General features: G+C 61.3%; 18 protein-coding genes. 10 read left to right on the forward strand and 8 right to left on the reverse strand.

From position 1 onward, the window contains the following. The first annotated feature begins 95 nt into the window (after positions 1-95). The 3 genes from DOM27_RS08910 (at position 96) to DOM27_RS08920 (ending at position 5526) form a co-directional block, all read left to right on the forward strand. Positions 96-2864, forward strand: coding sequence for a glucose PTS transporter subunit IIA (locus tag DOM27_RS08910; protein WP_110655676.1), 2769 nt, complete (start codon positions 96-98; stop codon positions 2862-2864). Between the two features lie 10 nt (positions 2865-2874). Further along, positions 2875-4566, forward strand: coding sequence for an N-acetylglucosamine-specific PTS transporter subunit IIBC (gene nagE, locus DOM27_RS08915; RefSeq protein WP_110655677.1), 1692 nt, complete (start codon positions 2875-2877; stop codon positions 4564-4566). 159 nt (positions 4567-4725) lie between these two features. After that, on the forward strand, positions 4726-5526 hold the full coding sequence (locus tag DOM27_RS08920) for a Cof-type HAD-IIB family hydrolase (protein WP_110655678.1): 801 nt from the start codon (positions 4726-4728) through the stop codon (positions 5524-5526). 84 nt (positions 5527-5610) lie between these two features. Here the strand turns inward: DOM27_RS08920 and DOM27_RS08925 are convergent, their stop codons facing one another. The 4 genes from DOM27_RS08925 to DOM27_RS08940 all read right to left on the reverse strand — a co-directional run bounded on the left by DOM27_RS08925 (position 5611) and on the right by DOM27_RS08940 (position 11596). Beyond that, positions 5611-6651: a YcjF family protein gene (locus DOM27_RS08925; RefSeq protein WP_110655679.1), complete on the reverse strand. Its 1041-nt coding sequence runs from the start codon at positions 6649-6651 to the stop codon at positions 5611-5613. Further along, positions 6648-8039: a YcjX family GTP-binding protein gene (locus DOM27_RS08930; RefSeq protein WP_110655680.1), complete on the reverse strand. Its 1392-nt coding sequence runs from the start codon at positions 8037-8039 to the stop codon at positions 6648-6650. The genes DOM27_RS08925 and DOM27_RS08930 overlap by 4 nt, the downstream gene beginning before the upstream one ends. Positions 8040-8230: 191 nt before the next feature. Continuing rightward, positions 8231-9826, reverse strand: a complete 1596-nt coding sequence (locus DOM27_RS08935; RefSeq protein ID WP_110655681.1) for a solute:sodium symporter family transporter — start codon at positions 9824-9826, stop codon at positions 8231-8233. A 213-nt stretch (positions 9827-10039) separates the two neighbouring features. After that, entirely contained in the window at positions 10040-11596 is a 1557-nt protein-coding gene (locus DOM27_RS08940) for a glucosyltransferase domain-containing protein (RefSeq protein ID WP_110655682.1), read from the reverse strand. Between the two features lie 303 nt (positions 11597-11899). Between DOM27_RS08940 and DOM27_RS08945 the strand changes: the two genes are divergently transcribed. From DOM27_RS08945 to DOM27_RS08970, 6 genes are all read left to right on the forward strand, one after another. After that, on the forward strand, positions 11900-13492 hold the full coding sequence (locus DOM27_RS08945) for a glucan biosynthesis protein G (RefSeq protein ID WP_245392651.1): 1593 nt from the start codon (positions 11900-11902) through the stop codon (positions 13490-13492). 19 nt (positions 13493-13511) lie between these two features. Then, positions 13512-15983, forward strand: coding sequence for a glucans biosynthesis glucosyltransferase MdoH (mdoH, locus tag DOM27_RS08950; protein WP_245392652.1), 2472 nt, complete (start codon positions 13512-13514; stop codon positions 15981-15983). Positions 15984-16145: 162 nt separating this feature from the next. Next, complete coding sequence (locus DOM27_RS08955) at positions 16146-16388, forward strand: GlsB/YeaQ/YmgE family stress response membrane protein (protein WP_110655685.1); 243 nt, start codon at positions 16146-16148, stop codon at positions 16386-16388. A 177-nt stretch (positions 16389-16565) separates the two neighbouring features. Next, on the forward strand, positions 16566-17846 hold the full coding sequence (locus DOM27_RS08960) for an acyltransferase family protein (RefSeq protein WP_223162309.1): 1281 nt from the start codon (positions 16566-16568) through the stop codon (positions 17844-17846). Positions 17847-18021: 175 nt separating this feature from the next. After that, the gene (locus DOM27_RS08965; RefSeq protein ID WP_245392653.1) at positions 18022-20448 is read left to right on the forward strand and encodes a DUF1266 domain-containing protein; all 2427 of its coding nucleotides are present in this window, start codon (positions 18022-18024) and stop codon (positions 20446-20448) included. A gap of 263 nt (positions 20449-20711) precedes the next feature. Next, positions 20712-21323 (forward strand): C40 family peptidase, encoded by a 612-nt coding sequence (locus DOM27_RS08970; RefSeq protein ID WP_110655687.1) that lies wholly within the window; start codon positions 20712-20714, stop codon positions 21321-21323. A gap of 161 nt (positions 21324-21484) precedes the next feature. Here DOM27_RS08970 and slyD read toward each other — a convergent pair whose 3' ends face one another. After that, entirely contained in the window at positions 21485-21967 is a 483-nt protein-coding gene (gene slyD / locus DOM27_RS08975; protein WP_110656409.1) for a peptidylprolyl isomerase, read from the reverse strand. A 204-nt stretch (positions 21968-22171) separates the two neighbouring features. On the opposite strand from slyD, the gene DOM27_RS08980 reads away from it, so the two are divergent. Continuing rightward, positions 22172-22459 carry a hypothetical protein gene (locus tag DOM27_RS08980; RefSeq protein ID WP_110655688.1) on the forward strand — a complete coding sequence of 96 codons (288 nt, stop codon included), beginning with the start codon at positions 22172-22174 and terminating at the stop codon, positions 22457-22459. A 130-nt stretch (positions 22460-22589) separates the two neighbouring features. On the opposite strand, the gene DOM27_RS08985 is transcribed toward DOM27_RS08980, so the two are convergent. The 3 genes from DOM27_RS08985 to DOM27_RS08995 all read right to left on the reverse strand — a co-directional run bounded on the left by DOM27_RS08985 (position 22590) and on the right by DOM27_RS08995 (position 25633). Beyond that, entirely contained in the window at positions 22590-23576 is a 987-nt protein-coding gene (locus DOM27_RS08985) for a lipid A deacylase LpxR family protein (protein WP_110655689.1), read from the reverse strand. Between the two features lie 206 nt (positions 23577-23782). Continuing rightward, the gene (locus DOM27_RS08990; protein ID WP_110656410.1) at positions 23783-24250 is read right to left on the reverse strand and encodes an outer membrane lipoprotein; all 468 of its coding nucleotides are present in this window, start codon (positions 24248-24250) and stop codon (positions 23783-23785) included. A gap of 180 nt (positions 24251-24430) precedes the next feature. Then, entirely contained in the window at positions 24431-25633 is a 1203-nt protein-coding gene (locus tag DOM27_RS08995; protein ID WP_110655690.1) for a cupin domain-containing protein, read from the reverse strand. Positions 25634-25649: the final 16 nt, after the last annotated feature.

Consider the following 25649-nt stretch of genomic DNA (forward strand, 5'->3'; position numbering starts at 1 on the left):
GTATTTGCCGTTGTCACAGGACGCAGCCAGACCACCTGGATTCGGCATGTGCCGAATTGGGTCTGGAGTGAAACAACAACAAGTCGGGAGTCTTCATGTCATCCACATTACGATTTCTCCGAGCGCCGATGCGCGGGGTGGTGGTTCCACTGGCCGAGGTCCCCGATCCGGTCTTCGCCGAGGGTGCCATGGGGCCTGGCATTGCCATCGATCCGTTGGGGGAGACGCTGCATGCACCCTGCAACGGGGAGATCATCCAATGCGCGCGGACCGCGCATGCGATCACGCTACGTGACGACGGCGGTCAAGAATGGCTACTGCACATCGGCCTCGATACCGTCGATCTCAATGGTGAAGGATTCGAGTTGCTGGTTGCGACCGGTGAGCGAGTCTCTGCCGGCAATACGCTGTGCCGGTTCGACGCCGATCGTCTGGCGCAGCGGGCCAAAGCGCTCGTCACTCCCATCGTGCTGATCAACGGCCCCGACACCGAGCTGGCGACACTGGTCGCACCAGGGACGATCGTCGAGATGGGTGAGGACCTGCTGCAGTGGCAGGGATCTGGGGCGGCGATAGCTGCTGTTCGGAAGCCGTCCTCAGGCGGTGAAACCGTCCAAGGCGAGGCAATCATCGCTGCCGCCAGCGGTCTACATGCGCGTCCCGCAGCGCGGCTGCGAGCGATCGCCCAGACACACAGGGTCGAACTGACGCTGTCGCGGATTGGCAGGATCGAGGCCGGAAAAGACAGGAATGGAGAGAGCAGGGGCGGCGAGGACACTCGCGGCGAGGGCGCCGTGAGTGTCGCCAGTCTGAGCGCGTTGCTGAATCTGGGCCTGGTTCAGGGCGACCGAGTCACTGTCTCGGCGCGCGGTGCGGGGGCGCAGGCTGCGGTCGACGTGGCTACCACACTGCTGGAGACCCCCGAGTCTCAGGATAGTCCCCCACAGCGCGAACCACAGCAGCAAGTGCAGGCCGGCGAGCAGTCACTAGTGCCACAGAGGTCCGATGCCGAGGCAGGCTCTGATCTCTCCAGAGGTCTGCTGAGCGGTCTGGCGGCGAGTTCTGGCCTGGCGGTCGGGCCACTGGTTCGCTACGAAGTGTCGTTGCCCGACGTCGCCGATGCCGCGAGCGACCCCGAACAGGAAAAGCAGGCGCTGGCCGCCGCTATCGCCGAGGTCGATGCCGGACTCGAACGTTCGACACAGGCGGCGAGGGCGCGTGGTCAGGAGACCGAGGCGGAAATATTCGAGGCGCACCGTGCCTGGCTGGATGATCCCGTTCTGCGCGCGGCGGCCGAGGCGGAAATTGCCGGTGGACGTAGCGCCGGGCGTGCCTGGTACCTGACGCTGGAAAACGAGATTCATCGTTTGCGTGGCGGTGACAACGCGCTGCTGGCGGCGCGGGCCGATGACCTGCGTGATCTGCAGCGCCAGGTCATGCAGCCGTTCGCGACCGAGGTGGCGACGACTCTGGCTGGGCTAGAGGGGGCGATTCTGACGGCACGGGAGCTCACACCCTCCCAGTTCATCGAGGTGGCGGATCGGATTGCCGGGCTGTGTCTGGCCGCTGGCGGTCTGACCTCTCACGTTTCAATTCTGGCGCGCTCGCGCGGGTTGCCATGCCTGGTCGCCATGGGCGATGCGCTGATGGAGGTCGCCAGCGCCAAGGCATGTCTCGATGTCCGCCCCGACGAGTCGCGTGGTGAACTGGAACTGGCGCCAGACGATCAGTATCTGGCAATGATCGGTACCCGGCAGACGAGGCAGCGCCAGCAAGCGGAGGCGGATCGAGCCGCCGCGCACGATCCGGCGGTGACGCGTGATGGGCGTCATCTGCAAGTCGGTGCGAACATTGCTTCCAGTGCGGAAGCACGAGTCGCCGCACAGGCGGGGGCCGATGGCGTCGGGCTGATGCGCAGTGAGTTCCTGTTTCTGGAACGAAAGGCCGCGCCGTCGCTCGCCGAGCAGGGAGCCGAGTATCGCGCTGCTGTCGAGGCGATGGGTGGCAAGCCGGTCATCGTTCGTCTGCTGGATATCGGCGGCGACAAGCAGCTCCCCTATCTATCGCTGCCGGCAACGCCCAACCCGGCGCTGGGAGAGCGCGGCGTAAGGCTGTGGCAGATGCATCCTGCGCTGTTCGAAACGCAACTCGATGCACTGCTTGAAGCAGGCCGCGAACTGCCGCTCTGCGCGGACGGTCTGTCGACGCTGCGGCTGATGGTGCCGATGGTTGCCGATGTGAGCGAGTTGCGCTGGGTGCGAGGACGACTCGAGTCACGAGCCGCCGAGCTGGGTATCGAGCGGCTGCCGGCACTGGGGGTGATGATAGAGGTGCCGACGGCGGCGCTGTGTGCCGAAAGCCTGGCGGACGAGGCCGATTTCCTCTCCATCGGTACCAACGATCTGACCCAATACGCGCTAGCCATGGATCGCGAAGTCGCGTCGCTGGCGTTGCGTAACGACGTGCTCCATCCAGGCGTGTTGCGGCTTATCGCTTTATGTCTCGAGGGTGCTGCCGGTCGCTGTCCAGTAGCCGTTTGCGGCGCGGCGGCGGGGGATCCGCTGGCGGGAGCCTTGATGGCGGCCATGGGCATCGAGGAGCTTTCCGTCGAACCCGGACGCGTCGCTGCCGTCAAGACGGTCCTGCGTCAGCTGGACGCCGGCGTGCTGGCCGCGCGGCTGCCGTCGCTGCTCGCGCTGGAAGATGCCGCCGCTGTCAGACAGGCGCTGAAAGAAATGCTGCAATCCGACGTGACGAACGCAAACGTCCAGCGCATCGAGGAAGCATCCCTTGGCCTCGATCAAGCAGTTGCCGACACCGATCCAGCGAATCCGAATAGCAACAATACGACAACAAGATATTGAGGAGCGCGTCATGACCACGACCTTCGGTTCCCGGCTCATGGCCGGTCTTCAAAAACTCGGGCGCTCGCTGATGCTGCCCATCGCAGTGTTGCCGGTGGCGGGTCTGCTGCTGCGGCTGGGCCAGCCGGATCTGCTCGATATCGGCTTCATCGCCAATGCGGGCAATGCGGTATTTTCCAACCTGGCGTTGATCTTCGCCATCGGTGTGGCGGTCGGTTTCGCCGACGATGACAACGGAGCTGCCGGGCTGGCCGGGGTGATCGGCTATCTGGTCCTCACCGCGGTACTGGAAACCCTGAGTCCCGATATCAACATGGGGGTGCTCTCGGGCATCATCATCGGCAGTGTGGCCGGGGTGCTCTACAACCGTTACAAGTCGATCAAACTGCCGGACTACCTGGCGTTCTTCGGCGGCCGGCGTTTCATTCCCATCGTCACCGGGCTCTCGGCAGTGGTGCTTGGTGGCATCTTCGGTCTGATCTGGCCCCCGGTTCAGCAGGGCATCGACCAACTGGGGCAGTGGCTGATCGATGCCGGCGATCTCGGCCTTTTCGTCTATGGCGTGCTCAACCGCATTCTGATCGTGACCGGGCTGCACCACGTGCTCAACAGCTTCGTATGGTTTGTGTTCGGCAGTTTCGACGGCGCCACCGGCGATCTCAATCGCTTCTTCGCCGGCGATCCAACTGCCGGCAGCTTCATGGCCGGCTTTTTCCCGGTGATGATGTTCGGCCTGCCGGCAGCGGCGTTGGCGATGTACCGCGCCGCCCCCCGGTCACGCCGCGCCCAGGTCGGCGGCCTGTTGCTGTCGTTGGCGTTGACCGCCTTTCTGACCGGTGTTACCGAGCCGATCGAGTTCTCGTTCATGTTCCTGGCGCCCGCGCTGTATGCGATGCACGCCGTTCTTACCGGCATCTCGATGGCGGTGATGAACATGCTCGACGTCAAGTTGGGCTTCACTTTCTCCGCCGGGGCTTTCGATTACGCGCTTTCCTACGGCCTCTCCACCAACGGCTGGATGATGATCCCGGTGGGGCTGGTCTATTTCGTGCTCTACTACGGCATCTTTCGCTGGGCGATCGTTCGCTTCGATCTCCCAACACCCGGCCGCGAACCGGAAGTGGCGGCAGTGAGCGTCAGCCGCGATCCCGGCGAAAGGGGGCCTGCTTTCGTGACCGCCCTGGGGGGGGCGGCCAATCTGGTCAGTGTGGGCGCCTGTACCACACGCCTGCGTCTGGTGATGGAGGACGACGCCGCGATCGACGAGCCGTCGCTCAAGGCGCTCGGCGCTCGAGGGATTCTGCATCTGCGCGGTGGCGGTCTGCAGGTGATCCTGGGGCCGATCGCCGATGCCGTGGCCGACGACATTCGGGTGGCGGTGCGCGATCATGGCAAGACGCTGGAAGTGCCGGTGGCGGTCGAGAGCGATGCGGCCCTGAGCGATGCCTCCCTAGCTAATGCCAAACTGGATGATGCTTCACGTCAGGCATGGCTGGCGGCGCTGGGCGGCACGGACAATATCCGGAACATCGCCGCCGTGGCGACGACCCGGCTGCGACTGGAGTTGGACGATCGCGGGGAGATCGACGAATCCGCACTCCAGGGGCTGGGTACCGCCGGCATTCAGGAAGTCGGCAGCGGCGTCGTCCATCTGGTGATCGGCCGCCAGGCGGGCGCGGTGGCCAACAGTCTCAAGACTTGAGTCACGAGAACCTTGAACATGGCATCAAGGTTGGTGCATCGAGGCCAGCGGGCAATTGACGCCCGCTGGCCCGGCTTCGACACTGGAGCGTTCAAACGTGAAGATCGTGGCTAACAGCGCGCCGCTGGACGTTCGATGCCATCCATCCAAGGAGACACCATGCCTCAGTACTTGATTGCCAGCGACCTCGACAACACCCTGTTGAATGCCGAGCATCGCATCGACGCGCTGACCCACGAAACGCTGAGAGCATTGTCGGCCCAGGGGCATGTAATCGTGCTGGCCTCCGGACGTCACTATCACGACATCGCCGCGATTCGTGGACAACTGGAGATTCCGGCCTGGATCATCAGCAGCAACGGTGCCCACGTCCACGATCCCGACGATCGGCTCGTCAATGAAACCCTGGTGCCGACCGACCAGGTTCAGGCACTTGTCGAACTGCCGCGCCCGGCCTCGGTGAGACTCAATATCTATACCCACGACCGCTGGCTGATCGATGCCGAGGCGCCCGAACTGCTGCCGCTGCATGCGATGAGCGGCTTCACCTACCAGGTCGACGATATGCGCGATCTGGACAGTGAACACGTCGGCAAGGTGCTCTATATCGGTGAGCCGGCGCTGCTCGAGCCACTGGAGCGAACTCTGAGGGACCGGCATGGCGATGCGCTGCATGTTACCTATTCGGCAGCCAACTCGCTGGAGATCATGCAGCGGGGTGTGAACAAGGCAACCGCACTGAGTCGCGCGCTCAAGGCGCTAGACCTACCCATCGAGCGGGCGCTGGCGTTCGGCGACAACTTCAATGACGTCGAGATGCTGACGCTGGTGAGCAACGCCTACGTGGTCTCCAATGCCCACCCGGAGGTCATCGAGCAGCTGCCCCGTGCCAACAGGATCGGCGCCCATCACGAATCGGCCGTGGCGCATACGCTGCGAACGTTCTTTGCCCTCGATTGACCTCGGCGCGTGGCTTCACCCGATCTCCACCGTCACGGTTCACGGCAAACGCTGATTCTGTTTCGCTGATTCTATATCGAGAGTTCAGCGCTTTTCTGCGGAATCGTCCAGCCTGCGTAACTGCTGCCAGACCTCACGTCGGAGGTCGGCGAGACGCGGCTGCTCGTCGCGTTCGAAGGCGACCGGTCGGGTGGTGCGCATGGCACGCAGCCCGAGGCGAGCCGTGAGCAGCCCGGCGCCCAGGCCTTGCCCGGCGCGGGTCGAGAGCTTGGCGGCCAGATTCATCGACAGCAGGTCCATACCGGCATCGCTGACCATCTCGCTGGCACCGGCGAAGGCCATGTTACGCAGCACTTCCCGAAAAAGGCGCAGGCGGCTGGCGTAGCCGAGCTGCAGGCCGTAGAGCGCGGCGATGCGGTCGAGCATAGCGATGTTGCGCCATGCCATCAGCGCCATGTCGACCAGTGTCAACGGACTGACCGCGACCATTACCGCGGTTTCTCCCGACATCCGCGTCACCAGCCGCCGTGCGGCCTGGTCGCGGGGATTCAGGATGTGATGGGCGACCAGTTCGCGGGTTTCCTGCGCCGTATGATGTTCCTGATGGGCATGGAGAAAGGACTGCCAGTGCGGATGATCCTTGGAGAGTCCCATCTGACTGCGTAACTCATCGGCCAGTGCCAGAGGGTCCGAGTCGGCGTCGCTGGTATCGCCGATCCATTCGTCGTCCAGCCGCTGGCGCAACCGCGCATGGCGGCGCAGTTTGCGCAGTCGCCATAGCTCTCCGCACAGCGCCTTGGCGCCCAGCCCGACGGCGAGCAGGCCGACCAGGCTCCAGGCGCCAGCGAGCCAGTCGCCGCCGAGCGCGGAGGTATAAAGTAACTGCACCGCCTCGATCGTACCCAGGCCTAGGCTGCCACCCAGGACCGTCATCAACCCCCAGCGGCGCTTGCGCGGCGGCTTGATCGCGGCATCGAGTGCCGGCGAGTCAAGGTCGTCGGCTGCGGTGTAGGGATCGCTGGCCTGGGTCGGCAGATAGGCCTGTGCTGCCTGTAGCGAAGCATCCTCAGCGGGCGTGGGCGGTTCGTCGAACGTGAAACGTTGTCCGGGGCGCGGGTCGCTCATCGAAGTTTGTCTCCCATCAGCCACTCCAGCGCGGCGTCCATGCGAATATGCGGTAGCGCCGCCGGGATCGCGGGTGCCGGTCGGAACGGCGTGAAGGCGAAGCCCTGGCGTCGCCAGAACTCGGGGTCCGGAAGTTTGGCCGGGACGTCGCCGGGATAGACCAGTAGCGGCTCTCCGTCGAGACCGTGTCCGCGCAAGGCGGGCTGGCGCTTGCCATCGCTTTCGACCTCTCTCGGTTCGGTAGCCCGGATCGATGCCAGCGAGAAGGCTCGAACCGGAACATTGGCGAAGCGCAGATCCTTGATCGGTTCGGCCAGTAACGATTCCAGTAGAGTGACCAGATTGGCGTGCTGGTCCGGGGTCACGTGATCGGCCTTGGTGGCGGCGATCGCCAGGCGATCGATGCGTGGCGAAAACAGCCGGTTCAGCAGGCTGCGTTTGCCGTAGTCGAAACTTCGCATCAAAGTCGCGAGCGCCTGAGACAGATCCTCGAAACGCTCGGGTCCGGCATTGAGCGCGCCGAGCACGTCGACCAGCACGATCTGCCGGTCAAAGCGGCGAAAATACTCACGATAGAAGGGTTTGACCACGTGCTGCTGATAGAAGCGAAAGCGCTTTTTCAGCGCCTGATAGAGGCTGGAGGCAGGCAGCGCTTCCAGCGTCTGGCGGTCATCTTCGCCGACGCCGGGTAGCGGAAAGAACTGCAGTACCGGGGCGCCCTGGAGATCGCCCGGTAGCAGGAATCGGCCCGGCTGCAGATGCGAGAATCCGGCTTCTCGCGCCTGGCGCAGAGAGGCCGCGTAGTGCTCCGCAAGTTCGGCCAGCCGCGACTCTTCCACCGTCTCGTCGGCTGAATGCTTGGCGACGGCGTCCTGCCAGTGTTGGGCGTATTGGCGGCGTTCCGGTCCCATGTCTTTGAGCTGGGCTTCACTCCAGCTGAGGAAGTCATGTTCGAGCAGTGGCAAATCCAGCAGCCACTCGCCGGGATAGTCGATCAGATCCAACGTCAGCGTGGCGGTATCGCCCAGCAGGCCTCGGGCACGCCGCGTCTTGTAACGCAGCTTCAGACGTAGTTCGCTGATGCCGCGCGTCGGCTCCGGCCACTGGGGCGGTGACGCCTCGAGCGAGGCCATCGCTTCGTCGTAGGGGAACCGCGGGATGCCGAGATCGGGCTGGGACACGCGCTGCGCGCCGAGCAGACGCGCCTCGCGAGCAGACTTGAGCAGATCCAGACGCGCATCGATGCCGGCGTGTCGCAGTTGATTGACCAGCGAAGTCAGGAATGCCGTCTTGCCGGCGCGCGAAAGCCCGGTGACGGCCAGGCGCAGTTGACGGTCCCGGCCGCGATCGATCAGATTCTGGAATTCATGAGTCAGTTGTCGGCGCATCGCCTCTTTTCCGAAGAAAGCCTACGCGCATGGTAAACGATATGAGCGGGGGTGAGGGCGGTGAGGCAGAGCGCGAGCGTTAAAAGGGAAGGGGACGAAAAACGACGACGCCTCGCACGGTGGCGAGGCGTCGTTCTGGTTGCGTTGAGTCGCGGTCGCTTTCAACGCGTGAAGCTGTGGTCGACTCAGTCTCAGCCGGCGAAAGCGAAGTAGATCGCGAAGACCAGGATCAGCAACACGATACCCACCGGCACGGCACCTTTCCACGGCGTCAGATCGACCGCCTTGACGTCTTCATGGACCCAGGCTTCGCGACGCGGGGCGATCTTGCCGATCAGCAGCATCACCACCACGAGCAGCACGAACACGCCGGCAACGAAATGATACTGGTTGGTGATCTCCAGGATGCCGTTGAACGGGGGCACGAAGTAGCCGGCGGCGATCAGCACGATCCCCCCGATCAGACCGAAGATGGCGGCCGATTCCGGCACCCGCTTGGTCAACAGGCCGACGATTACCACCGCCAGGATCGGGATGAAGTAGATAGCGTTCATCGTCTGGAGGTAGTCGAACAGGCTGTCCTGGCCGGCCAGCATCGGCGCTATCGTCATGGCTGCCACTGCCATGATCCAGCCGAAGATTTTGCCGGCGTTGACGACCTGCTGCTCGCTGGCCTCCTTTTTGAATATGCCTTTGTAGATGCCCAGGCTGAAGAGCGTCGTGGTGCTGTTCAGTGCCGAGTTGAAGGACGACAGGATCGCGCCGACCATGACGGCGGCGAAGAAGCCGGTCAGCCACGGCGGCAGCAGATGGAATACCAGATAGCCGTAGGCCTGGTCGCCGGCAATGCCTTCATCGGCATAGAGCTGATAGGCGATGATGCCCGGCAGTACCAGGTAAAGCGGCCCCAGCAGTTTCAGGAAGCCGGTCAGCAGCACGCCTTTCTGGCCTTCGGAGAGGCTCTTGGCGGCGAAAGTACGCTGGATGATCTGCTGATTGGTAGACCAGTAGAACAGATTGATCAGGAACACGCCGGTAAACAGTGCCGGCCACGGCACTTGCTGATCCGACCGCCCGAGCGAGTTGAGGCGATCGGGTTGCGCTTCCTGAATGGCATGCCAACCGGCAGCCATGCCGTTACCGTCACCTACGGCATCGAGCCCCAGGTAGACGATCAGGAAACCACCGACCAACAGACCGATCGCGTTGATGGTATCGGACACCGCGACCGTGCGCAGACCACCGAACAGGGCGTAGAGAGCGCCGATGATGCCGACGATCCACACCGTCATCCACAGCAGCGTGGTGCTGGATTCGATCCCCGTGAGCACGGGCAGGTCGAGCATGCCCTGCAGGCCCACGGCGCCGGAATAGAGGATGATCGGCAGCAGTATGACCGCGTAGGCGACCAGGAAGATGACGTTACAGATCAGCTGCGTCGTCGGGCCAAAGCGTTCCTGCAGCAGCTGCGGCACGGTGGCGATACCGCTGCGCAGGAATCGCGGCAGGAAGAACAGCGCCAGCAGTACCAGTGCCACGACGGCCACGACTTCCCAGGCCATCACGCTCAGCCCGTCGGAGAAAGCCGCCCCATTCAAGCCGACCATCTGCTCCGTCGAGAGGTTGGTCATCAGCAGAGAGCCGGCGATCAGCGGGAAACTGAGGCTGCGCCCGGCAAGAAAATAGCCGCGAGTGTTGCTGAGATCATCACGGTGAGTGATGCGCCAGGTGATCAAGGCGACCAACCCCGTGAAGAACAGAAACGAGATTAAAGTCCATGCATGCATAGAAGGTGTCCTAGTTGAATGCATCCCAGTGGCAGCTGTTGTGTAGGGTTGCCGCCACATTACCCGCGCAGTTTCAGGCAACTCGGATCAAACCGCTATTCGCCATTTGTCTGACATAGCTAACCCAATGTGTAGGCGTTTAGGTGCTGGCGACTTCAACCGAGACCCGAAAAATGGACAAATGCTATATCGCGTGGAGCGCAAGATAGGGCCTCAGTCGTCGATAGGCAGTTCGGTGGCGGTCAGACTGCGGTGGCATTCGGGACTGAACGAGACGACGTACTTCCCCTCGAACGCGTAGAGCGTGTACCAGGCGCGGCGGGTCAGAGGCTGAAGTCGCCGGCACCGTGCCTGGAATCGTTGGCGTAGCGTCCGGCCGTTATCGAGTTCGAAGGCCGAAGATAACCCCTGCCGATAGAGATTTTGGTAGCCCCACCAGTAACCGTTGTCGAGATAGGGGTAGATCAGTTCACCGATCATGGGATGCACGGCAATCGCGTTGCGGGTGGTTCGCGAGTAGGGCAGTGCGCCGTCGATTACCAGTGGCGCGGCCTTGGGTTGCGTGGCGAGATCATCGATCAGCTTCATTGAAACGTCATCGGCGAGGAACGCCTGTTGGTGTTGCGCGTTGCCGTAGGCGTAGGCGAGCGTGAGAGGCATCCCCAATGCCGCGACGATAAGCGGCCAGCCGACTGTGGTCTGATTGATCAGAGGCCAGCGCGACCGACCCAGACCGGCAAGAACGCAGAACAGCAATCCAGCGTAAAGCGCGCCGAATCCCATCATGACCCTGGGTCGCCAGATCGGATCCGCCAGCGCCGAGAGAAACCCCAGTCCACTCAACGGCAAGCAGAGCAGTATCACGATCATCACCGCCAGCCCCGCGAGGTTGCGCTGGTGGCACGCGGCGACCATCAGTCCAACCAGCGTCACGGCTGACAGCCCGATCACGAGCCACCACGTCGGCTTGTCCAGGGTCATTGCCGCGTAATGCCAGAATCGCCACGTCTGTTCGATCAGATGGCCGGGCAGCTGTCCAAGCGGGGCCAGGGTGCTGTGCTGCATGCTGTAGGCGCCGCCGATCAGCCCTGCAGAAACGACTTTCGATATCACCAGTGCCAGGCTGCCAATCGTCAGCGCCCCCAGATGGAGAGACCAGTCCGGGCGACCTCGCTGAGCGATCGTCAGGGCGACGTGAAAAGCAAGCAGCACGAAGTAGACGTTGGCGGCCGGTTGATACAAAAACAGCGAAGCCAACACGCCCGCTCCGCCCGTCAGCCAACGAAATCCGGCCTGCCACGCGTGGTTCGCGCGCGGGTCCAGTGCACAGGCAATACCGGTGACGGCGCAGGCCAAAGCCAGGGCCATAGGCAGTGCATCGAAGTGGTATGAGAGGTTCTGTAGGAAAAACGGCTGTACGACTAGAATAAGCATCGCCAGCCAAGCGTAGTTCGAGTCAAATGTCAGTAGCCGACGGCGCCATAGCAAAATCGAGAACGTGACGGCAGCTAAGCCCAGCCATAGTGGCAGCGGGGCGAGATCGGCCAGGCGCGGGCCACCATTGACGAGCAGCACGACTAGGCTGGAGAGAGGACGACCGTTGGAAACCCAGCCCATTTCTCCGTGAAAGGCACGCCAGACATCATCGCGATAGAGGCGATCAGCATGGACCAAGGGGTAGCTGAAAATGGCCAGATACGCCATTATGCCCAGCCAACGGTGTAATCCGGCTGACATGATCACCTGATCGGGGTGCGATTCGATACGCATTCATCGGCCTCATCCAACGGTGATTCAGACTGGTATATGGCAGCACGTAATTAGAGGTACAACGGCCGGGCCGGCCATGGGGACTTGCCGTGCCTTAGTGTAGCGTATGCTAGACTTACGGAGTACGAAGCACGGAAGCTTCGCCATCCCGTCACTATTCATCGTTAGTCGTGCCAGTGCGCCGTCTCACGGTGGCGCCTTCCCAGCTTGGCTCGGCTTACCGTTTTGCAGTATGGCATGCGTGGCCTCGAACGATTCGTGCCCGTTGATATCGGGCAAGATAGCTATGACAGGAGTATGAGTGTGAGTGCATTGATCCGGCGAAGTAACCTTGAAAAACGCAAGGCGCTTCTTCCGGTGGTAGCCCTGACCGGGTTGCTACTCAGCGGTATCGCCCAAAACGTGTTGGCTTTTGGTTTCGATGATGTCGCGAAGAAAGCCGAAGACCTTTCAAGCCAGGGTTACAGTGAACCTGAGCGAAATTTGCCGGAAGCGCTGCGCAACCTGGATTATGGTCAGTACGAGCAGATCCAGTACAAGCGTGATCGTGACGTCTGGAGTGGAGAGGACGGAGTACCCTTTACTCTCAGCTTCTTCCATGAAGGCATGCACTATGACAGCGCCATTCAGCTGCATAGCGTCGACGATCAGGGCGTGCACGATTTCGCGTTCAATTCTGACGACTTTACCTACGGCAATCTGGAACTGGCAGATGACGTCAAGAATGACGACGGCCTGGGCATTGCCGGTTTCAAGGTCAATTACGCTCTCAATCAGTCCGATCGCAAGGACGAGACGATGGTCTTCCTCGGTGCGAGTTATTTTCGCGTCATCGGTAAGGACCAGGTCTACGGCGTTTCCGGCCGCGGTCTTGCGGTGGACACCGGCTTGCCCTCCGGCGAAGAGTTTCCCCGGTTCAAGGAGTTCTGGATCGTCAAGCCGAGCAAGTCGAGTCAGTATCTGACGATCTTCGCTCTACTTGATTCGCCCAGCCTGACCGGCGCCTATCGTTTCGTACTGCGCCCAGGCAACGATACCGTCGTTGACGTCAAATCGCGCCTGTTCCTGCGTCGTCCCGTCGAGAAGTTGGGCGTGGCACCGCTGACCAGCATGTATCTCTACGGTCCGGAGCAGCCATCTTCGACGCTGAACTATCGGCCGGCCATTCACGACTCCAACGGTCTTTTGATCAGTGATTCTCAGAACGGCTGGACCTGGCGCCCGCTGGCCAACCCGGCGAAGTTGATGATGAACGAGCAGGCCACGCCGCGACTGCGAGGTTACGGCCTGATGCAACGTGATCACGACTTCGACAACTATCAGGATATCGATAGCCGTTATGACTTGCGCCCCAGCGCTTGGGTCGAGCCTCAGAACGAATGGGGAGCGGGCAAGGTGGAGCTGATCCAGATCCCGACGCCCAACGAGACCAACGACAATATCGTGTCCATGTGGCTGCCGGAGACCGCACCCGGACCTGATCCCGACAAGGCGTTGGACTACGATTATCGACTCACCGTGACCAAAGACGAGAACCGTTACGTCGATCCTTCGCTCGCCTGGGTGGATCAGACGCGCCGTTCTCGCGGAGAAGTCCGTAAGGACGATCTGGTTCGGGAAGCCGACGGTTCGACGGCGTTCGTGCTGGATTTCGTGGGCCCGTCGCTGTCCGGACTAAACGACGATGCCAATATCAGCGTTCAAGCCAGTGTCGGTGACAACGGTGAGCTGGTGGATAGCCATGCCGAGCGTAATCCGGCGACCGGCGGCTGGCGCGTGTTCGTCAAGATCAAGCGTAGCGACAATAATCAGCCGCTGGATATTCGCGCGCACCTGAACCAAGGCGACAAGCGGATTTCCGAGACCTGGTATTACCGGCTGCCAGCCAATGGCTGAAGCGACGTCGATTTCCAGGATGACGTCAGCCGAACACTATCTGGAACGGCTGGCGCTCGAGGCTCAGGATCGTGACGAACGGCGCAAGCTCTTGGCCAGCGATCTGGACACTCATGACATGGCTTCCCTGCACGCTGCGCTAGGCGGGGGAGAGGTCGGTAACGATGATCCCGCCGCCAGTTCGGTGGGACGTCGGCTGGCCCTTGCCTATGCCGAGCCGCCGCTGGCGCCGCCCGAGATCCTCGACACCGACGAGCATGGCGTCACGCGCTTGCGAACGGCGCCGCCGATGCAGCGTACGCCGCTAGCTCCAGAGAAGTGGTCGACCAACCCGTTCGTGCGTTATGGGCAGCGGGTCAGGAACTGGGCGGGTCGCGGCTTCCGCCGCAAGCAGCGCGAAACCAGGCCGGCGCCTCGCTGGCAAAGGATCGCGTCCGCTCGACGCTGGGTGCTGCTGGTGCTGATATTCGGTCAGAGCATCGTCGCGGCCAACCAGATGCGGACGGTGTTGCCTTACCAGGGCCAGCAGTGGCTGGAAATCGCCATTCTGGCACTGTTCGTATTGCTTTTCGCCTGGGTTTCGGCGGGTTTCTGGACCGCCTTGATGGGGTTCTTCCAGTTGCTGCGGGGCAAGGATCGCTACGCCATCGATTCCGAAGTGGGTGACGAGCCGATTCCGGACGACGCGCGTACAGCGTTGCTGGTGCCGATCTGCAATGAAGATGTGCCACGGGTTTTCGCCGGTGTGCGGGCGACGATCGAATCGCTACGCCAGAGTGGTAATGATCGTCATTTCGACGTGTTCATCTTGAGCGATACTTTCGACCCCGATATCGCGATCCAGGAAACTCACGCATGGTTGGCGCTGTGCCGGGATCTCGATGCCTTCGGTCAGGTCTTCTATCGCCGTCGTCAGCGGCGCGTCAAACGCAAGAGCGGCAATCTCGACGACTTCTGTCGGCGCTGGGGTGCGCTTTACCGCTACATGCTGGTACTCGATGCCGACAGCGTGATGACAGGGGCCTGTCTGACCCGCCTGGTCCAGATGATGGAGACGCATTCGGAGGCGGGTATCGTGCAGACTGCCCCCCGTGCATCCGGGCGCCAGAACCTCTACGCCCGCATGCAGCAATTCGCCACGCGCGTCTATGGCCCGCTATTCACTGCCGGGTTGCACTTCTGGCAGCTGGGTGAGTCGCATTACTGGGGGCACAACGCCATTATTCGGGTGGCGCCGTTCATGCGCCACTGCATGTTGGCGCCGTTACCCGGCAAGGGGTCGATGTCCGGTGAGATCCTGTCTCACGATTTCGTCGAAGCCGCGCTGATGCGGCGTGCAGGCTGGGGCGTATGGATTGCCTACGAGTTGGAGGGCAGCTACGAGGAAATGCCCCCCAACCTCCTCGAGGAGCTCGGTCGCGACCGCCGCTGGTGTCACGGCAACCTGATGAACTTCCGGCTGTTTCTATCCAAAGGGATTCATCCGGTGCATCGGGCCGTTTTCTTGACGGGCTTGATGTCCTATATCTCGGCCCCGCTGTGGTTCCTGTTTTTGGTGTTGTCGACCGCACTGCTTGCCGTACATACCTTGAGCACGCCCAATTACTTCCCGGAGCCGGGGATGATGTTTCCGGTGTGGCCACAGTGGAATCCGACGCTCGCCGTTGGCCTTTTCGGCGCGACAGCGACACTGCTGTTCCTGCCTAAGGTGTTGAGCGTGATTCTCGTATGGGTGCAGGGCAGTCGTCAGTTCGGCGGGCCGCTAAAGGTGCTGCTGAGCATGGTGCTGGAGTCGCTATTTTCCATGGCACTGGCGCCGGTGCGCATGCTGTTCCATACGCGGTTCGTGTTGACTTCGATCATGGGCTGGGCCATCCAGTGGCGATCGCCGTCTCGTGAGAACAGCGATACCACCTGGGGAGACGCAATCCGCAACCACTGGAGTCAGACGCTGATCGGTGCAGTCTGGGCCGTCGGGGTCTATCTCATGGAGCCGACCTTCCTGTGGTGGCTGTCGCCGATCGTGGGCGCGATGATGATATCGATCCCGGTATCGACGCTGTCGAGTCGGGTTTCGCTGGGTCGGGCCTGCTTCCGGGCAAGGCTGTTCCGGATTCCCGAGGAGACGCACCCGCCACGAGTGCTGCGCCGTATGGTACGTCATCTGGGCAGGATGAACGCCGCCGCGCCTGCGCCGCATTTCGTCCAGGTGGTTCTGGACCCGGTCTCCAATGCGCTGGCGACGGCGCTGGGTACCTCGCGTCACGCTTACGCCGAACCGCTGAAACGTCGACGCCAGGAGCGTGTGACTCGGGCCGTCAGGCAAGGGCCGTCATCCATGAGCAACCTGGAACGGTTAGCGTTCCTGGACGATCCAGTGATGTTGTCCCAGTTGCATTGGCAAGTCTGGGAGGACGCAGACGCCCATGTCGCCTGGCATCAGCACGGATTGCCCACCAGGGCCACTTTCCGGGTGCCGGCATTCACCTGATCGACGCGTCGGATTCTCCGGCGAGAATGTCAGTGCGATAAAAGCAGACCACGGTTTGTCCGTGGTCTTCGAAGATTGGTCGATTGGTGTCTATGCTTAAGCGGGGATGACGTCGAGTTGTCCCCGAGCTATCCATGCTGAAGGGAATCAAGGAGTAACACTATGGGCTTTATCTTGTGGCTGATTATTGGCGGGATCGCTGGCTGGATTGCCGGAAAGGTCATGCGCGGCGGTGGTTTTGGCGTTCTGGGGAATATCGTTGTCGGTATCATCGGTGCCGTGCTTGGCGGCTTCCTGTTCAGCCTGCTGGGGCTATCGTCCAACGGCTTCATCGGCTCGCTGGTCGTCGCCACCATCGGGGCAATTATCCTGTTGTGGATCGTTGCCAAGGTCAAAAAAGCCTAGGCTTGTTCGGTATCGCCAGGTTCTGAAACGGAAGGCCGCGCCAATGCGCGGCTTTCCTGTATGGGTTTCCACCACGGGTTTTCAGGACGGGTCTCCAGGATGGAGGCGTCGGAGATGAAGATTGCTGGCGAGAATCAGGTACACTAGCGCCTTTTGACGGCCAGAGATCTGCAACGGATGCCTGATTCATCGACCGCCATGCGTAAAGAGCGCTTCATCGGGCTTGAGTGGTTACGCTTTCTGCTCGGCTTGTATATCGTCATCTTTCATACGCTACACAATTACCCGTCCATTCGTGGCTGGTCCCATTATGTGACCGATATCGGATTCTTCTCGACCAGCGCTTTCTTTGCGTTGTCCGGCTTTTTATTGACGCACGTCTATCTCGATGCCTCGCATCAAATGCGCGAGCCTCCCAGGAGTTTCTGGCTCAAGCGCTTCTCCAATCTCTACCCCATTCATATCGGCTCGCTGGTTTTAGCCATGACGGTATCGGCATTGGTCGGCTACCTTGCGATAGCGCCGGGTGATAGCGATATCTCATTGCGGTTCGTGGTGTACGACGTCAATAACGATGTCGGTCAGTTGGACTGGGAGAGCTTGAACCACACCATGGGGTCGCTGGAAACGGGCATCAATCTGCTGCTCAATCTAACGTTGCTGCACGCCTGGAACCCGCTTTATCTGACCTTCAATCCGCCGTCCTGGTCGATTTCGGCACTGTTCTTCTTCTACTTGACCTTTCCGTGGCTGGCGCCGCGGTTACGGCGCGTGCTGCATCCACGCCGCGCGATTCTGCTGGTCAATATCATCTATCTGATTCCACCGCTCTATGTCATTTTGACCACTGACTACGGCGTGCCGGAAACGGGTATTCTGCATCGAAATCCGCTAATCCGCTTGCCGGAATTCGCGTCCGGTATCTTGCTGTACGTCTTCTATGCCCAGCGCAAGACTCAGGGGCGGCTGATGTCACTGCCCCAGTGCTGCCTGACGCTATTGATCGTGGCGCTCAGCGTGGTTGTCGCCGTCTATCTGCTGGGATTGGGTCATGCCTGGTATTATGCCTTGCATAACGGCCTGCTGTTGTGGTCGCAACTGGCGTTGATCTATGTCGCCGCGCATTGGGGGGAGCCACGCAGCCCTCGATTGATGCGCTGGGCGACAAGGCTCGGGGGCGCTTCGTTGCCGATGTTCGCCCTGCATGTGCCCCTGTATGCGGTATTCTCGCGGGTCGAACGAGTGATATCCGGTGACCCCGGTCTGTGTTCGACGGACTTCAAGGGCTGTCTGGCAGCAGCGGGCGAGCTGCACCTGTGGCTGTATCCGCTGTTCCTCGTCATGACCGTGCTCCTCTGCGTTCTGTTTCAGGAACAGTTCGTGGTGCGAGTCAGAAAATTCCTGCTCCGCCATCTGCTAGGGCAAACCCCGCGCTCTCACACCGAGAAATTGAGCTAGTTTCGATTGCGTCGGTCGCGCTTTATTCTGCGCGGCCGTACTTCTAGTCGATTCGGTTGCACTTCAGGCCATCGGCGTGCGATCGGCTTTCCGTTATACTGTGCCGCCGTGTCTGCTGCTCGCGGCGTGATTCATGCCGCCCAGCGCAAGCCGCTTCCGTCTCACGAGGTCTTTCTTGAGCGAACTTCTTTTCCCGTGGTGGGCCCAGCAACTGACGCTTTGTGGTTGGCCCTATGCCAGCGATCCTCGTCAGGCACTCGGCGCCGACGAGGCATTTGCGCGCCTGCTGTCGTTGGGTATCGGTGACCGGGACGAGTTCGCATGGCGGCTCTGGGACGGTGTGACGAACGCGAAGGATCTGGCGTTGTCGCGGCTGGAGGCTCTTGAACTGCTGGCGCTCGGTAGTCGGATGGGGTGGGTTGCCCCCCAGGCCGATGAAGTCTGGTTGTGTTCCTTGGCGCGCGACATCGTGACGACTATCCCGACTCTCAGAGCGTGGGTAACGGCATTGGGCCGCCTGAAGGATCCGGCACTGGATGCGGCAGGTCGCGAATTGTTAAACCGAGAGCGCCAGCAACGGGGTGTTTCATGGTCTCAGCTGCGGCACGGCTTGCGTTCGATCGAGTCGTCTGCTCCGCCGTGGTCGGGTGATCTCTGGCAGGCAGGTCCGTGGCGGGCGAGGGCAGCGATTGCGCCGGTACTGACATGGCCGTTCGAGTGCGCCGCCGATGAGCGCCTCCAGCGTCAGGCACTTCTGCTGGAGCAGGGTGAGGTTCGTGATCGTGATGAGCTGCTCTCGCTACTGTTCTGGCTCGCCGGTCAGGGGCATCGATACGGCTGGGATATGGATGCGACTCGGGTGGCTCGTCAGGGGCCGGTGGCGCGGGTCGAGTGGTTGGCCTCACTCAATGATCAGCAGGATTATGGTCGAGTCCTGCTGCGATTGCTGGCGGACGATGAGCCGTTGGAGTGGGCGGCGTGGGATTGGTTGCGGCTTGTCGACCAAGCCTTTCTCGGCTACTGCGCGGGTTGGCTTTCGGCATCCGAGGCGGAGAACTTCGCGGCGCATGCCGTCGATCTCCTGCAGCAGCGTTACGTCGATTGGCGGGCGGTCGCTCAGGCCTACCAGCGAGGACGCAGTCTTTATGATGGCAGGGATCTCCGCGAGACGTTCGAGGACGATTGGGGGCGCCTGTTGGACGACGGCATGAGCCCGTGGCAGGTACCGCTCGGCGACACGCTCGACGTGTCTCAGCGTGAAGCGGCACGGGCGTTCGTCAAGCAACATCGGGCTTCGGCCGACAGCTGGGTGCTGGCCATCGCCGCGATTCGTGACCCGGATCTGACCCATCGTCGATATCTCGTCGAACCGGTGGGGCAGGCCAGAGTCGAGGATGCGGAGCGCTACCTCAGCGAAGTTCTAGGGCTCCATCAAGAAGAGGGCATCGGCGGACTAGCGCGCTTCTGGATGCCCGCCCAGGCTCATCACCTCAACCAGTTGGCGGCCGATGCCCGTCATTCGGCGAACCGTCGAACTGTCGGGGACTCGGTGCGGCGCCTGGCCGTCTGTTCGGACCATGCGGCAACGATCGCGATGGCGGAGAAGTATGCCTTCTATCTGACGATGGCCGCGGACAGCGGCCGTTATCAACCGACAGAGATCGAGACGCTATCTCGCTCTGTGTGCGATGTTCTCAGTCGTTTCTACAGTGATCCTCTACGGCTGTTGGCCGCCTGGCATGCCTGGGAGACGGTCCTGAGTCAGGATGAGACCCCTGAAGAAGTCTCGCTGGCGGACGACATCGAGTGGCATCGCGCCGATCCCGGCTCGCCATTCCGCTGGTTGACCCCGTCCCGGTCAATCACTTGGCGAGAGCCTGGCGTGAGGCCGACCTTGAGGCGGTTCACCGCGATATCGCTGGCAGGGCCGCTCAACGAGGCGCTGTGGCAGGCACCTCAGCCGTTGGCGCCGCAGGATCGGGTCGACCTGGGAGAATGGGTAGAACACCAGTACGCGTTGCAGGGCCCCGCCGGACTCACGGACTTTCTCGACTTTATGGTCGGGGCGGGAGACCGGCAGGACTATCAGATCAACTACGCGCCCTATACGCTCAATCGAACTAGACTCGATGCGGAAATCGCGATCCTCGAATCGGGTGACTGCGCCGACGAGGAGCGCATTCATCTCTTGCGTCTGAAGCACGTGCGGGACAACGCCTGCCGCTGTAACGACCAGGACATGACGGCTTGGGATGTGGCGCAACTGGTTGATCTGGCCCTGGCCGGCCGCCAGCTCGACTGGCTCGACGAGCCCCGTCTCTCGCATTATCTCGAGGCTGCGATGCGTCTGGCTGAACGGCACTACAGCAGTTGGCAGGATTATGCCGAGGGGCTGTACAGCGGTTTCGGATTCTTCATGGATGACACTCCGGAGCGAGAAGCCTTCCTGGCTCGTTTCCGACAAGCTCTCGATGCCTGGCTCGAGGCATCGCCACTGCTGGCCGGAGCCTGGGCGAGCCTCGATTTTCCGGGCAGTGCCATGACGCACTGGACCTCGCTGCATGTCGATATCCTTCCCGGTGAGCCGCAGCACTTGCATTAACGCTGTTCGATAATTGGATGGACTCGCCAAAGCTTATCCAATGACATATGATCACCGCTGTGCTATGCCCAGCCGAAACGGGCGTGGCTTTTTTCTGTCCGATTAGTCGATGATTCGAGCCGAATATAGGCCGTTATGGCGGTGATACCTTAGCGGGTAGTGTCACCACCACAGCGACTCCATTTCGCCGGGCGACTGTTGTTGTGTCGTCATTAGGAGAGGCGGTGCCCGTGACGGCTCACAGGCGAACGAGGTTGCGCTGAATGCTAAGACGCACGGCCATGGGGCTGGCATTGGTGATGGTCATATCTGGCTGCACTGCTCCCGTAAAACAACAACAGGTTAACGCGCAGTATTCACTTCCACTGGTCAAGTCCCGCTCGGTGGCGATCGGCATTCCTCGTAACGCGCCATCTGCTCCTCAGACCATTCGCGATTTCAAGCCGCTGGCCGTGTCGCCGACGGTGATTCGTAGGGCGCTGCTGGATGAGCATCAGCGTTGGGTGGGAACGCCCTACGCGCTGGGGGGAACCACGCATCGTGGTATCGATTGCTCGGCGTTGATGCAGCACGTTTACGGTGAAGCCTTTGCTCTCGAGCTCCCACGTACGACCGAAGAGCAGGTGCTGGAGGGCGATAGGGTTGCCGAGACGAACCTGAAGGCGGGAGACCTGGTCTTCTTTCGTCCGCCTGGCCCTTACAACCACGTCGGAGTCTACGTGGGGGAGGGTTACTTTCTTCACGCTTCCTCGTCTCAGGGGGTGAAACTGTCGCGCCTGGATAACGTCTACTGGAAGCGTTATTACTGGCAGGCGCGCCGGCCAGTCGAACGCACGCAACTTGCTCAGCGGGTGATGCTGGCAAGCGAAGGTTGAGACTGGCTCGAGTCGAAACGAAATGAATGACGAGAAGTGGATGCCGATGGCGGGTACTCTCTAGCGTTTACTCAGCAGTACAGCAGCATCAAAAAAGGGCAGCCGAGAGGCTGCCCTTTTTGCGTAGCGACGAATCATCCCGCCAAGCGGGATTCGAGGGGTCAGTGCTCGTGACCGCCTTCGCCGTGTACATGGCCGTGAGAGACTTCTTCTTCGGTCGCTTCGCGAACTTCGGCAATTTCCACGTCGAAATTCAGCTTCTCGCCAGCCAGAGGATGGTTGCCATCGACAGTCACGGTGTCACCTTCGACCTTGGTGATGGTGACCATGAGCGGACCTTCCTGCGTCTGGGCCTGAAACTGCATGCCCGGCTCTACTTCGTCGACGCCTTGGAACGCATCCCGAGGCACTTCCTGGACCAGGGCTGGCTGTACTTCACCGTAACCTTCGTCCGGAGCGACCGCGACCTTGAGCTTATCTCCGCTACCGTGACCCTCGAGTTCTTTCTCGAGACCCGGGATGATGTTGCCCGAACCGTGTAGATAGGTCAGTGGATCCCGACCTTCTGAACTGTCCAGTACCTCTCCCGCATCATTGGTCAATGTGTAGTGGAACGCGACCACGGAGTTCTGGGCAATTTGCATCTCGAAACCTTTGCGTTTGTGCATGTCTCCCATATCCTAACGTGCCACGACGTTTCTGTCAGGTCGCATTGCGTTAGAGATTGGGCCTATGGGCGTTCAATCCTGTCCCGAACGCCGGGCAAGGCGGTTGCGCCGCCTCATGGGTGTGGTTACCCTGCTTTGAGGATAGACCATCTTAATCCTGCGGTTGAGGAGAAGTTCGTCATGACCGTTTTTGTCGTTTGGCTGATTGCCTTCGTCGTCTTGCTGTTTCTGGCACTCAAGGCTTGGGATGGGGCGCTCGGGGCTATGGTCACGCGCTGGTTGCCGTCCCAGTTGCGCGGCGATCCCGCCCAGGACCGTTGGGTGATGGCGGCAGCATTGGCAGTGCTCGGCGCCACTTTCATTATCAACCCGGTTTCCATGCTGCTGACGCTGATCCTGCTGGCCTTGGGGTTGTGGGTCGGCAAGCGTCTTGCGTGTTGGGGCATGCGTAGAGCCAAATTACACTGAATGTGACGTCGGCTACCGCGGTCCTGAGACAGCAGCGTGTGGTGCTCATGCATCGCTCGCTGCTGTTTTCGTGGTGTTGTCTTGATAGTGGCGCTCGATCGTGTCGCGTCTGGTAGTCACCAATATGGCGTCAGAGCCAGGTCGACAGCGTGAGGGAGCCAAACTGGTCGCCATCATCCTGACTTTCGAACTCGTGGGTGCGCCAGATCGAGCTGTAAGTCAATTGCCAACGATTCCAGGATAGCGCCAACCCGAGTTGTGCGTCTCCCACCCAGGGCCGCCGGTCGACCGAGTGACTGTCCTCGAACGTATTGCCGTCGAGCAGCATGTTGTAGGCCATGAGGCGTCCTTCGACATTGGCGAAGAGATACCAGTTAAAGCCGCTATTTTCCTCGAAGAAGATTCGGCTGCCTTGTGAAGGCGCCACGGCAGGGATGCCGAAACTCTTGTCCAGGCCCTGGCCCAGACGTAGACCGAGGCCCGTCGCGCCATAGGTGTAGAGGTTGCCGATGGCGACGCCGACGGACGGGCCGTACTCCGCTTCCAAGGCGCCTAACTGGCTCTGTTTCCACCACGCGATCTGATAGGCGACATTCACGAACGGCTCGTTGTGAAGCTGGTTGTGCCAGCCTTTGGGCTCGTCGCTGTCGATCAGATGGTGGAAATTCTGCTGCACCGTATGGCCTCCAGCACCCGGGCCGACGAGACCCACGTCGAAGAAGAGCCCGCTGGTACGTCTCCATCCCGTCAACTGCTGGTCATCGAACAGGGAAAGCCCTGCGTAGAGTACGCCGGCGTAGGGGCGGTCGTCCTCGATCAGGCCACGCTCGCTGATGTCTTCCGGCGTGTAGATCTGCTGCCCCACGCGATAGGACGCCCCGTCGAGCGTGGAGGCGCTCCACCCGGGTATGGCATCGGCCAGATCGCGGGTCCAATGGTCACGGCCCGGTCTGAAAGACCAGTCGCCTTCGAAGCCGTTGGTGTAATGACCATCATCGCCACTGACGAATATGTCGTTTTCCGATTTCAGGGTCAAAATGCCGTCTGCCGAGGCCGCACTGGAGATCGTTGCCATGGCGAGGAGCAGTCCGGCCTGCGCCCAAGAGTTCCCTTTCATGAAGCTTACCATTCCCTTAACGGATGACGTTTGAAACATACAATAACGTACGTAAAGCGTCGATGACATCCGAAATTACTACCGCACTAACAAAAAAACGGCGCCCCGAGGGACGCCGTCTGGCAAGTCTTACCGTAGCCGCGATTCTTGACTGGTTGCGTCGTTACCATCCCCGGCTTCCGAGAGCCAGAAACGTCGCCGCCAACTCAGTATGGCGCAACGCTGACGCTGGAGCCGCTCGCGACCAGCTTGACGCGCTGACCAACCTGCCAGTTACGATCGGCTTTCTGGACCACGACCACGTTCTGACCGCTGTCCTGACGAATCTCCAGCTCGTAGCCATCGACACGATCGGTGGCCTGCTGAACCTTGCTGCCAGCGATAGTGCCGCCGATAGCGCCGGCGGCGGTGGCGATGGTGCGCCCGGAGCCGCCACCGACCTGATTGCCCAGCAAGCCACCGATAACGGCGCCGCCCAGGCTGCCGAGCACGCTCTCACCATTGCCACCCTGAATCTGTACCGGGCGAACCGATTGGATGGTGCCGTAGCTTACGGACTGCGCGGTACCAGCCTGATCCCCGCGATAGACATCTCCCGAGTACGTGGAGGTGTTGGTGCAACCGGCCAGAGCCAGCAAACTCATGACGAGCGCAGGGGCAATGAGTCGTTTCATCATCGATTCTCCTTAACATCCAGATTAGGCGTTGGTAGCCAGCATACTAAAACAGTGTTCTAAAACCAATCCAGTCCTGTCTGCTTCTCAGCGACTGAATCTTGGCCGGCTAGAAGTGTAGGAGCCATCGGCGGTCTTTGCTTCCCATTCGACGGCCGCCGCGTTCTCCCTGCCGCGGCTCTACAGTATCTCGCCCGAGCCGGAAACCTCGTCTTCCTCATCGGCGCTGCTCAGACTGCCGCTATCGACGAGTGCAGCGAGCACACGTTCACTCTCGGGGTAATCCAGTACGCCGGCATCGATGCAGGTCTCCGCCGCCAGATATCGGGCCAGCTCTGGATCACAGAGGATAGCATCCCCGTCGACGAACAGAATGGCTTGGGATTCGTCCTGCCGACGCCAGGCAAAGCGCGAGCCAGGACTTCGACTCAGTCGATCGCCTCGTTCGAGCGAGGCGCGCAACGCGCTGGGCGCCGTAGCGGACTCCGCGGGGACAACCTGGTCCAGATACTTGGGCTGGGTCATTGCACGTCCGAACCACTGAGCCATCTGCTCCGGGCGATCAATGGCGTCCAGCAACAGCTCGCGAACCCGCGCGATCGCTTGATCATCCAGTTCGCCGACGTGAAGGGGTGGCTGAAGATCGGCATCGCCATACCGTCGATCGTCGCCGAGTTGTTCGCCGATATAATCTGCGAAACCGGTCACGATCTCGTCGGCGGACGGTGCGCGAAAGCCGATCGAGAAGGTCATGCAGTCATCGGATTCGCTGATGCCGTGATGGGCGACGCCAGGGGGTAGATAAAGCATATCCCCCGGTTCCAACACCCACTCCTGGCCGGCTTCGACACTGAAGTCTTCCAGAATGCGCAGATCGATCCCGGCGATCAGTTGGGCCTGATCGCCGGGGCTGCCTCCCAATTGCCAGCGTCGCTTGCCGCTTGCCTGCAGCAAGAAGACATCATATTGATCGACGTGGGCGCCCACACTCCCGCCCGGCGGCGCGTAGCTGACCATGACGTCGTCGAGACGCCAACTCGGCACGAAATCAAAAGCTTCCAGCAGTTCGGCGACTTCCGGGACATAGTGATCCACCGCCTGCACCAGTAACGACCAGCCGCTGGATGGCAGGCGCGAGAAAGTCGCATCGTCGAATGGGCCATGACTGACCTGCCACGGCTTTTCCGGGCCGTGCTCCTCCACCAGTCTGGCCTCGATACCTTCCTCGCAGGCCAGCCCGGCGAGGTCATCCGGCTCCAGCGGCGAGACTAGGTCGGGCAAGGCGCCGCGAATCAATAGCGGCGATTTCTGCCAGTGCTGGCTGAGAAACTGCGCGGGCGTGAGGCCACCGAGCAGCGTGCGGGGCGTGTTGGCCGACGTCATGTCTTTCTCCTGCCTG

The sequence above is a fragment of the Salinicola halimionae genome (assembly GCF_003206065.1).
Classification (GTDB): Bacteria; Pseudomonadota; Gammaproteobacteria; order Pseudomonadales; family Halomonadaceae; genus Salinicola; species Salinicola halimionae.